The 12,871-nt window shown below is 36.8% G+C and carries 15 protein-coding genes; 5 read left to right on the forward strand and 10 right to left on the reverse strand.

Annotated elements, in window-relative coordinates; genetic code table 11:
- The coding region (locus tag BM084_RS18715) for an integrase core domain-containing protein (RefSeq protein WP_143083696.1) at positions 1–314 on the forward strand (314 nt) is incomplete at its 5' end.
- A gap of 88 nt (positions 315–402) precedes the next feature.
- Here the strand turns inward: BM084_RS18715 and BM084_RS19250 are convergent.
- From BM084_RS19250 to BM084_RS18760, 9 genes are all read right to left on the reverse strand, one after another.
- The gene (locus tag BM084_RS19250) at positions 403–567 is read right to left on the reverse strand and encodes a hypothetical protein (RefSeq protein ID WP_177195734.1); all 165 of its coding nucleotides are present in this window, start codon (positions 565–567) and stop codon (positions 403–405) included.
- Positions 568–1,562: 995 nt separating this feature from the next.
- Positions 1,563–1,886: a hypothetical protein gene (locus BM084_RS18725; RefSeq protein ID WP_143083697.1), complete on the reverse strand. Its 324-nt coding sequence runs from the start codon at positions 1,884–1,886 to the stop codon at positions 1,563–1,565.
- Positions 1,887–2,002: 116 nt separating this feature from the next.
- Complete coding sequence (locus BM084_RS18730) at positions 2,003–2,725, reverse strand: hypothetical protein (protein ID WP_093306629.1); 723 nt, start codon at positions 2,723–2,725, stop codon at positions 2,003–2,005.
- A gap of 117 nt (positions 2,726–2,842) precedes the next feature.
- Entirely contained in the window at positions 2,843–3,082 is a 240-nt protein-coding gene (locus tag BM084_RS18735; RefSeq protein ID WP_093306631.1) for a hypothetical protein, read from the reverse strand.
- The gene (locus BM084_RS18740; protein WP_093306633.1) at positions 3,082–4,905 is read right to left on the reverse strand and encodes a bifunctional DNA primase/helicase; all 1,824 of its coding nucleotides are present in this window, start codon (positions 4,903–4,905) and stop codon (positions 3,082–3,084) included. The genes BM084_RS18735 and BM084_RS18740 overlap by 1 nt, the downstream gene beginning before the upstream one ends.
- A complete protein-coding gene (locus BM084_RS18745; RefSeq protein WP_143083698.1) occupies positions 4,902–5,567 on the reverse strand; it encodes a helix-turn-helix domain-containing protein in 666 nt (221 codons plus the stop codon). Before BM084_RS18745 ends, BM084_RS18740 begins: the two co-directional genes overlap by 4 nt.
- A 185-nt stretch (positions 5,568–5,752) precedes the next feature.
- Entirely contained in the window at positions 5,753–6,043 is a 291-nt protein-coding gene (locus BM084_RS18750; RefSeq protein ID WP_093306637.1) for a helix-turn-helix domain-containing protein, read from the reverse strand.
- Between the two features lie 85 nt (positions 6,044–6,128).
- Positions 6,129–6,977 (reverse strand): hypothetical protein, encoded by an 849-nt coding sequence (locus BM084_RS18755; protein WP_093306640.1) that lies wholly within the window; start codon positions 6,975–6,977, stop codon positions 6,129–6,131.
- A gap of 1 nt (position 6,978) precedes the next feature.
- Positions 6,979–8,250: a site-specific integrase gene (locus BM084_RS18760; protein ID WP_093306643.1), complete on the reverse strand. Its 1,272-nt coding sequence runs from the start codon at positions 8,248–8,250 to the stop codon at positions 6,979–6,981.
- Between the two features lie 431 nt (positions 8,251–8,681).
- Between BM084_RS18760 and BM084_RS19480 the strand changes: the two genes are divergently transcribed.
- Entirely contained in the window at positions 8,682–9,224 is a 543-nt protein-coding gene (locus BM084_RS19480; RefSeq protein WP_250637706.1) for a phage integrase SAM-like domain-containing protein, read from the forward strand.
- Entirely contained in the window at positions 9,190–9,945 is a 756-nt protein-coding gene (locus BM084_RS19485; RefSeq protein ID WP_317040684.1) for a site-specific integrase, read from the forward strand. Before BM084_RS19480 ends, BM084_RS19485 begins: the two co-directional genes overlap by 35 nt.
- Before the next feature lie 51 nt (positions 9,946–9,996).
- Here the strand turns inward: BM084_RS19485 and BM084_RS18770 are convergent, their stop codons facing one another.
- Positions 9,997–10,338 carry a hypothetical protein gene (locus BM084_RS18770; RefSeq protein WP_093306646.1) on the reverse strand — a complete coding sequence of 114 codons (342 nt, stop codon included), beginning with the start codon at positions 10,336–10,338 and terminating at the stop codon, positions 9,997–9,999.
- A 134-nt stretch (positions 10,339–10,472) separates the two neighbouring features.
- Here BM084_RS18770 and istA point away from each other — a divergent pair, with 134 nt between their 5' ends.
- Together istA and istB are read left to right on the forward strand one after the other, a co-directional pair.
- Positions 10,473–12,026 (forward strand): IS21 family transposase, encoded by a 1,554-nt coding sequence (gene istA, locus BM084_RS18775; RefSeq protein WP_093303511.1) that lies wholly within the window; start codon positions 10,473–10,475, stop codon positions 12,024–12,026.
- Positions 12,027–12,049: 23 nt separating this feature from the next.
- Complete coding sequence (gene istB, locus BM084_RS18780) at positions 12,050–12,787, forward strand: IS21-like element helper ATPase IstB (RefSeq protein ID WP_075327970.1); 738 nt, start codon at positions 12,050–12,052, stop codon at positions 12,785–12,787.
- The last annotated feature ends 84 nt before the right edge of the window (positions 12,788–12,871 follow it).

Below are 12,871 nucleotides of genomic sequence, written 5' to 3' on the forward strand. Positions count from 1 at the left end.
AGATCGCTTCAGAATGGAGCCAGATGCAAGAAATCGACTTTCAGTATATTCAACCCGGGAAACCAACTCAGAATGCTTTTATAGAACGGTTCAATGGAACATATCGAAGGGGCGTTCTCAATAAGTACCTATTTGAAAATCTCAATCAGGTAAGGGAACAAACCGAGAACTGGATGGAAGATTACAACAACGTAAGACCACATAATGCATTGGGAAAAATGGCGCCCGTAGCATACGCGAAAAGTCATTCTCCTGGCGGTACCGCCAGGAGAATGAAAAATGATATTTTTGGACAATCAAGCAGTTCTAATTAGGGGAAGCTTACAGTAAAGCCTATTCCTGGTAAGCCACTAGACATATATCCAATTGCTGCTTTGTCTAAAAATTCAATTTCCTCTGGTGTCATAATTTGTTGGTTTTAGTTTGAATTTCCTTTTGAATCAATGAGTTTATATAATCAGTCATTGTTTGATTTTCTATAGCTGCAAGAATTCTTAATTGCCGTTTTATATCAGTTGGCATATTCATAACCAATCGGCTATAGGTTTTTTTCTTGCTTTGACTCATTATTCTAAGTTTAAAATTTCTAATGCTAAAGTATGCAGTAGTATACATAGTGAACCCCGTTTTTATCTCTTGAATGCGTAGATGCCATTAGAAAGAAAAACTAAATACTAAAAAATATATTTTTTAGTATTTATTCTATAGAATCAAGAAACTAGAATAAATTAACTCGCCCTTTTCTCGCCCCTTTTTTTTTAAATCTCTTAATGGGTTCTTATCTAGATATTTTGAATATTTAAGCTTCCGAAAGTCCTTCAAACCTAGTAAATGTCACCCTGTTTGTCACCTAATTACAGCGGCAACCGTTAATTCAATACTTGACAACGACTTTTGCGGAGTTCAACCGTTCTGAACCTTGGTTATTTTAAACCTCTGGAATTCTCTGGATTTACTTTTTCGATTCGAGGTATTTCGAGGAAATTTAATGCGAGTAATTGCGAGTATTTTTAATTTTAAAACTCGGTCAATTTCGGTCATTTTTTTTATAAATAATCTCTGTACTTCCCACTGTTTTAAAAGTTTTAAACCTAACCCTAACCTCACCCTTTTTTCTTCGCAACCCTTGCCGTACTTAAATTTAATTTTAAGTTTCCCAAATCATTTTACCCTTAGCTGAACCTTAGCTGTTTTTAAAAGCATTTTCGCCTTTTTCAAACGATCTCACCCTTGCCTGAACCTTGCCTGTTTTTTATCCCAGTCTTTATTTTTCAAAAGGCCATACCCTTGACTAAACCTTGACTATTGACTCTTAAAATCCTACCCCTAACCTCCCCCTTCCAACATATTTTTTAACCTTGACAATACTTGACAATCTACCGCTTTTACCAGGCTATATCCTTCTCCATATGAGGATCTTTATATTTTTTTGATCCCGAACTCTCGTCCTAATGTAGTAATGGTTAAAAGCCCCAAACTTAATAGTCCTCAGACCTTAGCAATTTTTAGCATTTTTACTAATTGCATTGCTAAAATTGTCAAGTTTTGATTAGTAATAAATGTCAACATTTGTCAACATCCTTAATGACTTTTTCCTCCTTCAGGATGCGGATTAAGCGGTCTTGAGTGATATGCAAGTAAAACTCCGATAGGTCTTGCAAAAGCTCTTCTATGGGTGCATCGTGGGTTTCGATATACCATTTAATAAATTTCATTCGTTCAGAAACATTCTTTTCGTTATCCTGGACCTCAACTTGCTTTCTGAATAGTTTCCGATTACGTTCTATTATTTCGAGGACAATTGAGTGTAGACTATTGGTATAATCCACACTCAATTTAATTTCCTCCACTCCTACAATACGTTCTTCAATTGGAGGTACTGCCATAAGAATTTTAGATTTACCGATTGCAGGAGCTTCTATAGCCTCCACAACATCCTGTTTTTCCCATGGCAATTTTCTCCCGCATTGATAACGTTCTAATTTGACTTTAAATAGCCTCATTAAAATCCTCTCTTCTTTCTTTCCTCAATTTGCTGCTTTTGTCCTGAAACAGCCCATCGAATGGAATTAGGCTTGATGGTGATTTTTTCACCTTGAAAGTCAAAGAAAGAGCTTGCTATAGTACTCAGACCTTTATTTCTATCACTTAATGCACTTGCATACTGATATCCTATTTTATCGAAGTGATCCGTTAAATCTTCGAAAACCTCTAAAAAGTTTTTCACTTTTCTGTGGGTTTCGTGTTCCTGGTCCCCTTCCAAATAAAGCCTGCAGTGTTCTTCTAATATCTCCTCCTGGTCTTCTTGTGCAATCTCAAAAGCATCATAATCATAGTATGTGATATGCTTCAATTTCAACTTGGGGAGGTGCTTATCATAACCTCTAGGGAACTCGAAATTTTTAACTGCTTCAATACTCTTAAGAAATTCATTGAATTGGTTCTCTGCATTATTTAAAACAGGTTGAATTACTACACTAGATTTAATCCCGGTTGCACTAAGTTCCTTTTCAATTCCAGTGATATATTTTTTACGAATAACCGCGGTCCGGTTACTTGTAGCATCGTGGAATATTTCATTAGAAAATTCTCCAAGTTCTAGGTCCAGATAAGCATTTTTCATTTTCTGAAGGCTTGGTCTTAATTTCACCAAGTCTTTTGTCATTTGCTTCCAGATGGTAAGATCTTCTTTTAGCAATGTTCGCTTTTGAGTTTTTGTTGTCATTGTATATAAATATTAAAATTGATTACTTTTTTGTTGCGAATTTTCCCACCTACGAAGAAGGCATAGTCTGTAGTTTGTGGCCACAAATACACATCTTGCAGGGGAAAATCCGGAATGTTAAATTTTTAATTTTCTCTTTTCATGGCATTGATCATAACAATCGAAAAAGAGATCAATTAATTCGTTTGTTTCCAGATATTTTATGGTAACAATCCAGTGATATTTTTCAGTTTTACCTATCCATTGGGGAGCTTCTGACGGATCTTTAGCAACGCCAACAACACGGTATTTTTTTCTTTCAGGGCTAGTTTGGGTGATGTGTGGGTTCAACCTCATCACGTGGTTTCCGACTTTCATTAGAATGATGTCTCATTGTCTTGGTTTTGAAAGTGATTGCCTTCAGGTGAAGGGCTTTGAAAATTAATTTGCTCTTGATCTGCAATATTGGATACTAATGGCTCATTTTTATACCGAATGCCTTTAGCGTAAAAGCGGCCGCTAGGTTTGTGATAATTGAATGAAACCGTAGACCCAATTTCTCCCTGAAATCCGAACTTTGTTTTCATATTGATGAAATCGGTTCCCTCGGCAATATTCTTTGCTTCATTTTCGAAATGACGATATATCGTATAGCCATCGTGAGTTTGGTTCCTAAAATCAGCACTGCCGGCTACATCATAGAGACTGGGGCAATTATATAAACCATCCTCATTTTTCTGCATTTTTGTAGGATGCGCAATTAAGAATATGATTACGTTATGTCGCTGAGCAAAGCTTGTAAGCTTAGTTAGGCATTCATTAATGAGATCAAGCTTATTTCCTTTGCCGTTGAAGAGTACTTTATTAAAGGCGTCAATTACAAATATGTCAATCCCGAAAGAATACATTTGCTCTTTAAATTTATCCAATAACCAATCCCAAGTAGGGGCCTGATCACCTTCTGGACCCGTGAGATATATTCTCTCATTTGCCCAATCTTTATAAGCTTCAATCTCCGACCTGGTAACTCTGGGAACGCCTTCTATTTCCTTAAAAAATGGTTTACCGTAAAACTTACTAATAAAGTTTGTTTGGTGTAATTCCATTGGGTGATGCTCAGGAGAGAACCAGCTGCCCTTTAAATTGTAGTCATTAATTAAGTTCATCACTAGCCAATCCGTAAACTCAGATTTACCATGGGAAGGTATCCCGGTACCGGTAACCAAATGGCCGCGCATCGTTGAAAATGACTCTCTAAAGTTTCCGAAATAATACTTTTTTGGATAAATTGTTTTTGGAATCCCCTCATCGTATAGTTTCAAAATATTGTCCTGAAGTGATTCTACAGTGTAGGTTCCGCTAACTGGGTAGGGAATTGGTTTTGATATTGCCTTTTCAAGAACATCTCTGCCTTCGATTAAATCATCATTGGCATCCTTATTCTTAAAGCGAATCCTATCACATCTCCAACGTCCTAACCTTTGGGCTATTTTATCAGCAACGATTTCCCCTTTCTCATCACAATCAGTTGCAATATGAAATCTCTTGACGTGATTTAAATGTTGCTCAGCATTTTCCCAGGTATCATCCGTATCATTTGCTCCTGAAGGAAGAGAAATACAATTTTTAATTCCGATTTCATAGAGTGCGAGTTTATCCATTTCACCCTCTACGATATAAACCTCATCAAATCCTGAAATGTCATTAATACCATAAAAGATTTTTTTAGCTCCTTTCGATTGAGTAAAAGCCTTTTCAGCTGATCTGAATTTTTTATTGACGATCTGATCACCTTCAAAGAAATTAAAAACTACATTTTCAACTTCCTTTTGTAACTGAGGCTGATATTGTTTCTCTTGGGTAATTCTGCAATTCTTGATTGTCGCCTGACTAATTTTCCTTTTCTCGAAGAATTTCACCACTTTGTCCGAAAGCTCTGTTTTATTTTTCCATTCTTGAGTTGGTAATTGGTAGTTTTTAGTCACTGCAGTATAATTGTGTTTTTCATTATCGCTTTCACGGAAAGAAACAGCCTCGCATCTATGACACATTGCTTTGCCTATACCCAAATCAACACTTAAATCTTCTTGATTTTTCTTGCCGCGGCTATGGGTGTGAACACAATTCGGGCACTTAGCTTTAAAGCTTCCTGAAGTTCTACCTTTTAGATTTATGTCTTCCCAGGGAATTATATTCTTCATATAACCTGCATATTTTCAGTTGGACTTTTAACCCTCTGGCCAGAATTGCTTTTAGCAAGTTGATCTTCCCACCGTTCGTTATTTAAGTATGTTTCCGGATTAGGATGTTTCCAACCTGGAAATTGTTCAAAAGCAATAAAATCATCCAGAGTGGTTTTAATCTTTTCTATTTGCTGATTGGTTAACCTATCCCATTTCTTAGAACATTTCTTTTTGCCAACTTTAACCGGGTACTTTTCCCAGAATTCATCAAAAGAGAAACTACTTTTTTTAGTTTCAGTTTTAGTTTCAGTTTCTCTATTATATAAGTCCGCAGCATTTACCGAAGGTTCCACCTCAGTATCCACCTCATCATTTACCTCAGTATCTACCTCAAAATTTGAGGTAGTCAAGGAGTAGGAACTATATTCTCTTTTAGATTTCCCGCTTTTAAAACCAACTAAACCGGCATCAATTAGTTGTTGCCTAGATTTAACTAAGGTATTTTCTGATATTCTTAAATAGCTGCACAACTCGGAATTTGAAATTCTAAAGATATCGGGCCATCCTTCTTCATTACAAATTGCTACCAATTCATAAAAGAGAGCCTGATCTGTAGAATTCAAGCAATACCGTCTCCTTATTTTTCGTAATTGTTTTGCTAGTTCATATCCAGTCTTCATAAGATTTAGATCTATAGAATTCTGAATATTGAAGTGGTGCGAACCTGAAAATTAATGTGAAGAAGTTCTCTAAAAGTCTAGAAAACTGAGGTTTGAAACCTATTTTTTTACTATATTTACACATCGTTAAGCCTTTAATGAATTAAAATTTAACCCTAGAGGATTGGTACTGCTCTAGGGTTTTTTTATGCTCTCTGGTACTTTAATGACTTAACTTCGGTAAGGGCTCTTTGAAACTCCTCCTCTGCAATAAAGATTCTACGACCTAATCTTTCGGCCTTGATTTTTCCTTCTGAGATCCAGTTACGTACAGTTAATTCACTAACACCGCAATGCTGAGCTAATTCTTTTACTGAATGTTTTCTAGGTCTATTATTAGAGGCTTGGAGTTTGCTAAGTTTTTCATCAATTAATCTGCTGAAGTCATTTAGCAGATCTTCTTTAGTTATTCCGTGGATTTGAGTTACATTTTCCATTACCTTGAGTTTTAAATTCAAGGCTAAATTGCGAAAGAGTTAGAATGAATTGCTGGAATAGTAACTATATATAGGGTATATAATTTTAAAATAATTTTCTGGAAATTTCTTCTAAAGCAGGAATAGCTTTAGGATGATTGGAAATTAATAATTTTTCAACAACTCGTAAATCTCCTTTCGAATAACCCTCCTGACCTTCAGAGTTATTAATTTGGTTCCATCTTATCTGAAGATTATTCCAATGTTTTCCATATTCTTTTTCCAACTGCTTAAACTCCTTCTTCTTATCTACGAACCAAGGTTTAATTTTAGACTTTTGAAGTATATAATGATATAACACCCATTGCGTTGCTGTTGGATCTAAATTATTATCGTCTTCATCAGACTGGTTATGTGATAATATATCGGCACTTGTTAATTCTTTATTTCTAATAGGTTCAGAATTCCATTTATCAATTTCGTATTCTCTTTCGGTGGTGTCTTCATCGTAATAAATCTCATATTTTGGTGTCAAGTAATGCCCTAATTCGATAATTTTTTTTGCAATAAAATCGCGAGTTTTTGCAGTAGATAAATCTAAATTCTGTAAATGAGGTTTAAAATCGAGATGTTTATAGAACGAATGCCTTTCGGTGGGAGCGGCATGTATTACAATATTTGCTTCCCATTCTTCTTTTAAAAAATCGAATTCATCTGCATCTGGTCGTATTTCCTTGTAGCTCTTAAGTCTTTCATTATAAGTTTTCTTATAAATTGCTAATGGGCAACCAGGGAAAAATTTTTCTTCTTTAACGAATTTTAAGTATTCCTTTTTGAAAGTTTCGTTTAGGTTTTTCCCGTGATCAATATGTTTAGAATCTTCTTTGCTATTTAATACATCCCTGTATTGAGTACAAGTTTTAACAAAATAAGTCATATTATACAAAGTGTCCATTTTATTGTACTTTTTTTAGCGGTTTAAAACTGATATTAAAGGTATTGGCCACAGCATCTTTCTTTGCTTCATCATCGACCTGGTAATACTGGTTTAATGTTTTTAGATCCTTATGACCTGTTATCTTAGAAATAAGTTTATCACTTTTACCTTCGCGCTTCAGCATCGTTATAAATGTTCGCCTGGCCGTGTGTGTGCTTACTCGCTTAAAGAATGGCATAGTTTGACGATCAACACTCTTCCCTTTAGTTACGTTCTTTTCAACTTCCCAGGTATATCCGGCAGCTTCAAAAATATCTTTTATGTAATCGTTGTAACGTTGGTTACTAATTACTGGAAGATTGAAATTATATTTTCTTAGAATATAATCCGCTAAATCGTTCAAAGGAATCGCCCTAGCCTCCTTTTCTGCCCCTTTCTCTTCTTTCAAATGTAAATTACCATCATATATATTTTTCTTTGATACAAGGCTTAATTCACCAAACCTCAGCCCGGTAACACAAGAGAAAACGAAAACATCCCGGGCCCGTTCTAAATACTTTTGGTTTGGTTTAAATTGGTGATCCATTAACTTTTGAAGGTCTGATTTTTTCAGAGCTATTTGCTGAGTAATAACGCGCTCCTTTTTCTTGAACTTCTTAAAATCCTCCTTGTAGGTATAACCGTTTTCACGATCAAAAGCCCAATGCATAAAAGTTTTAAATAAACCGAGATTTCGGGAGTAAGTATTATTAACGTGCCCTTTGGTTTCCATACAGTAATAAGTAAAATCAGCGTGGAATTTAGCATTTATTGAGTTAAAGGAAAGTTTGTAACCTGTATCAGCTTGAAAGGACTCTAACAGGTTTCTAATATTCTGGTACCGCTTTTCAGTTGATTTTTTCCACTCATGGTTTTTCTTCTTTTGATCTACAAATTCATCAAATGCATCAAAAAAAATATTCTTTCCAGTGGGGGCCTTTTTAAATTCTTCATCGAAAGCTTTCTTTAGAAGCTGCGAAGTAAAATCTTCCTGCATTTCAATACAGCGAGACCTAGTATTCTTAAAACAATCTTCATAACGTCCTAGCTGAGTTTTTATAGATCCGCGGTTAATTGCTTTCTTCTTGCCTCGCATAATTGGCAGTTTATTCTTTTGGTCCCAGAGTTCGGGAGCAATTTTCTCACCCGTAGAATAAACAAACTTTTTTCCTTCTTCCTTGAAATAACAGGAAAAGTAAATTAAAGACTCTCCGGAGGATTTAGCTTCCTTTAAATAAAAAGTTGAAGTCATATGGCCAAATTTTAAAAGGTGACAATTGAGGTGACAAAATAGGTGACAATTATACTATATTTAATTATCAAATGTAAATGATAATAAGCATAAAAACAAGCTATTTTTAAAGGCTTTACGTATTATTTATAATATATGAATAATAAGTAAATATAGAAAGTTCAATAGCCTCCGACTCCACTTATTACATTCCAAAATGTATCAAAAACCCCGAAATCCTAGGATTTACGGGGTTTTTTGTTTTTAAGAATATCAAAATAACTCAAATAATATCAAAAATTATGTGTGCAATCCGGTGACCAATAACTACGGGGAAAATTGTACACTGAGAGCGTCAAAAACGCCTTTATATCAATTGTTTACAAAATATTAAAGTTTTCCAACCTATCATTTAATAGTGTACATTAATTACTCAATTTAAACTCAAAATTATGGACACTTATCATCACGTATCATTTTACACTAGAAAAAGCCGTAGTAATAAATCATCAGAAAGTGATATTTACCTACGCGTTACAGTCAATTCCAAGCGGTCTGATATGAGTATCGGAAGGAAGGTTGACCCTCGAAAATGGAATGTAAATTCTGAAAAAATGATGGGAAGAAGCCAGGAGGCTCAGGAATTAAATAATTATATGGATGTTTTAAAAAATAAACTAAAACGAATCCAACAAACACTTTTAGAAAAGGATCAAAGAATTACAGCAACAACCTTGATAAGAGAACTTAAAGGAATTGGCAAAAACAAATCTAAAATGACCTTAGAGGTGTTTAAAGAGCACAATGAAAAAATGGATCGTCTTTCAGGAAAAAGTATCTCTAAGAGCACCGCTAAGCGTTATTGGACCTGTTATAACCACCTTGAGCAGTTTCTAAAGGAGGTTTATAAAACCGAGGATTTCCGAATGAAAGATATAGACCACCAGTTTATTACAAGATTTGAATATTTTTTTAAAAACTACAAGAAAGTGTAATCACAACTCGGCCTTGAAATACGTCAACAATTTTAAAAAAATAGTTCGTATAGCACTAGCCAATCAATGGATGGACAGGGATCCTTTTTATAATTATAAGGTTCAATATGAAAGCGTAGATCGGGAATTCCTAAATGAAGATGAAGTGAAAGCCCTGATAGAGAAGGAACTTCATTTTGACCGTTTAAAAATTGCCAGGGATATGTTCGTTTTCAGTTGTCATACCGGTTTAGCTTTTGGTGATTTGGAAAAACTCTCTGAAAAGGATATTATTAAAGGTATTGATGGTGGAAGATGGATAAGAACAAAAAGAAAGAAAACTAAATCTATAACCAGCGTCCCCTTACTCCCAATAGCTGAAGAGATTATTGAACGCTATAAAGATTATCCAAGAGTAAAGGGCAAGGACTTGATTCTTCCGGTTCCACGTAATCAAAACTACAATGCTTTTTTAAAAGAGATTGCTGTGCTTTGTGGAATAAAAAAGACACTTACCACGCACCTGGCTCGTCATACATTCGCGACTACTGTAACGCTCTCCAATGGAGTGCCTATAGAGTCTGTAAGCAAAATGCTAGGCCATAAGGATCTGAGAACGACCCAACATTACGCAAAAATTGTGGATAGAAAAATTAGTGAGGATATGAAAGAGTTAAGGAAGAAGCTAGAAGAAAAAGCAGCTAAAGATTCAGATAAAAACAACTCTAAGAAGAAAAAATAGTAGGTTGTTTTTTATAATTTTAAGTGAAAAACTTTCACTATTTAATTGAGTCTACTCTTCGTTAAAAAGATCGTATACCTCCCTATTAAGGTCTGGAATATAATTACCCAGGGCCCTCAAGGCTCTTTCCTGAATTTTACCGAAACTTTCTGATTCTAAATCTCCCCCGGCAATATCCCAATTTTCAAAGTAAAGAACCTGTGAGAGGTAAGTGTCATCTTCACCATAGTACATAACTGTAACACGAGTCCCACTAAAAACTAATTGTAGAGAATAAAAAACGTTCTTAAAATAATCTGGAGTATGAACTTCAGGTAAATCCAGGGAAATCATATTTGTTGGATATCTCGGATCGATTTGTGCCAGTGATTTCGGTCGGTTAGTGCCAGGCATTTCGGTTCAAATTGTGCCACTTTTAGGTTATAGGTGAACCTATATCGGTTCGATTTGTGCCAGTTGTTTCGGTTCGTTTTGTGCCACTTTGAAAGATCAAGTAAATAATACCTTGTCGCTTAAAAACAAGCGATATGGCCAATACACTTGATCCAATGGACTTAAAACAAATTATTTCCTTACATCTCGATGGATTTAGCAACCGTAAAATAGGTGCCACCCTTGGGATCTCCCGCAATACGGTAAATACTTATATGCGGCTGTTCAAGGCCAGCGGCTCTTCCCTTAAGGAATTATTGGCCCTTGATAATGCTGGCTTAGAAAAGCTTTTTCCTTCACACACTACTATTGACAACCCTCGTTATGAGGAACTGATGTTATATTTTGAGGGGGTCAACAAGGCCCGGAATCATCCAGGGTTTACTTTTTTATACCATTATCAGGAATATGTAGCGCAGGCTAAAGATCCTTATGGTTATACCCAGTTTATGGAACACTACCGGCGCAAATATGCCAAGGTTAAAGGTTCGATGAAACTTGAACACGATCCTGGGAATGAAGTCTTTATTGATTATGCCGGCAAAAAGCTCCAAATTATTGATAAGGAAACCGGTGAACTAATCCCGGTAGAAGTATTTGTAGCCATCCTTCCCAACAGCCAGTACACTTACGTGGAAGCCTGCAGGAGCCAGAAACGAGAGGACCTGATTACCTGTTGCTGTAATGCCCTGCACTTTTATGGAGGCGTTCCCAAAGCCATTGTCTCCGACAACCTAAAATCAGCGGTAACCCGGGCCAGCAGGTATGAGGCTGACATCAACAGGAGTTTTAAAGACTTCGCACGGCATTACGACTGTGTGATAAATCCTGCCCGGGGCTATGCCCCGCAAGATAAAGCCTTGGTGGAGAATGCCGTAAACCTTGCCTACCAGCGAATCTATTATCCCCTTCGGGAAATGAGCTTCTTCTCTTTGGAAGATCTGAACCGGGAGATAAAACGCTTGTTGGAGCGGTACAATGACCTGTTGTTCTCCCGCAAGGAAGCCAGTCGCAGGGAACTCTTCCAATCTGTGGAACGGGAATACCTAAAGCCCCTGCCAGAGACAGTCTATGAACTGAAAGGCTACCGAAGGGCAAAGGTTCAGAAAATAGGCTATGTATACTTCTCCCCGGATAAAAGTTATTACAGCGCACCCTATCGTTACATAGGAAAGGAAACCACCATCCATTATACCAGTTCCGTTGTAGAAGTATATTATTATCATCAGCGGATCGCCCTGCACCAGCGCAACCCATCAAAAGGCAGTTATAATACCAACAAAGATCATTTAAGCAGTACCCATAAATACTATAGCGATTGGAGTCCTGAATTTTTTAAAAAGAAAGCGGCCATACATGGCAAGCACGTGCTGGGCTGTATTGAGAAAATAATCACCGCGGTAGACTATCCTGAAATAGGATATAAACGAGCTATGGGGGTCATCCAGCTCCATAAATCCTATGGCTCCCAGCGATTGGATGATGCCTGTAAAAGAGCTTTGCAGGCAGACGCGGTTACTTACCTGCGCATTAAAAATATCCTGAAAAACAACCTGGACAAAAGCTCCCTGTTTTACCAGGATCTCGAAGAAGATAAACCACACATCCCGGAACACGATAACTTACGGGGTGCTTCTGCATATAAATAATAAACCATTTAAATCCAATGAATATGAATAACAATCAGACTATTGAAAAACTTAAACAAATGCGCCTGGGGGCTATGGCCCAGTTGCACCAGCAGCACATAAAGGACAATCGTATAGAGAATATCACTGCTGATGAATACCTCGCTCTGCTGATCGATCACCAATGGGAAGACCGGCAGAACCGGAAGATAGAGCGGCTCTTAAAACAGGCCGGCTTTAAACAAGAGGCGAACCTGGCCGATGTAAATTACACCCAGCAACGAAACCTGGACAAGAACATGTTTACCCGCCTGGGGACACTGGATTTTATCACCAGAAAGGAAAATATTATCCTTACCGGGGCGTCCGGGGTTGGCAAAAGTTACCTGGCCCAGGCTTTAGGTCATCAGGGGTGTATGATGGAATACAAAACCATTTACACCAATACTGCCCGCCTTTTTAAGAAATTAAAACTGAGTAAAGTGGATGGCACTTATCTTAAGGAACTTGGGAAACTCATTAAAGCGGATGTACTGATCCTCGATGACTTTGGCCTGCAGAGTTTTGATAACCACGCCAGGGAAACACTGATGGATATCATCGATGACCGGTACAACAAAGCTTCCACAATTATATCTTCACAAATACCTGTATCCGCCTGGTATGATATTATTGGGGAAGGAACTATTGCAGACGCTATCCTAGACAGGATCGTGAACTCCTCGCATCGGATCGACCTCAAAGGAGAATCACTAAGAAAAGGAGCTTTAAAGAACGAGTAACATTAATTTTTTATATAATTGCAGTATCTTTCAAAGTGGCACTGTTTGACCGAAACAGGTGGCACCATCACTCCGAAATAGCCA

Source organism: Salegentibacter agarivorans (assembly GCF_900113135.1).
GTDB lineage: Bacteria > Bacteroidota > Bacteroidia > Flavobacteriales > Flavobacteriaceae > Salegentibacter > Salegentibacter agarivorans.